Source organism: Oceanobacillus saliphilus (assembly GCF_023522835.1).
Lineage (GTDB): Bacteria > Bacillota > Bacilli > Bacillales > Amphibacillaceae > Oceanobacillus > Oceanobacillus saliphilus.
Genome location: NZ_JALCZU010000132.1, coordinates 1 through 271, shown reverse-complemented (window position 1 = coordinate 271; position 271 = coordinate 1). Strand labels below are relative to the sequence as shown.

Genomic DNA, 271 nt, shown 5'->3' with positions numbered 1-271 from the left:
ACCGCACCTAAAATTAGCGCTACAACTGCTACTACACCGCTAATAAGCCATTTCTTCATAAGTATGTTCCTTTCCCTTGTTTGTCCAAAGAATACCGCACAAACGTGTCAGAAAAGCCGTCAAAACATAAAAAAAGAGTCACCCAGCAATGCTGATTCACTCTTTTAAAGGTTGTTACTAAAAGCGTATGCTATTAGTCTTCTGCAACGAATGGCAAAAGACCCATAACACGTGCACGCTTGATAGCAGTCGTCACCTTACGTTGGTTCTT

1 pseudogene is annotated in these 271 nt (G+C 41.3%); it reads right to left on the bottom strand.

The window, feature by feature from the left end:
• Positions 1 to 193: 193 nt before the first annotated feature.
• Positions 194 to 271, bottom strand: a pseudogene (locus MN204_RS20695) (30S ribosomal protein S18); the annotation flags it as partial.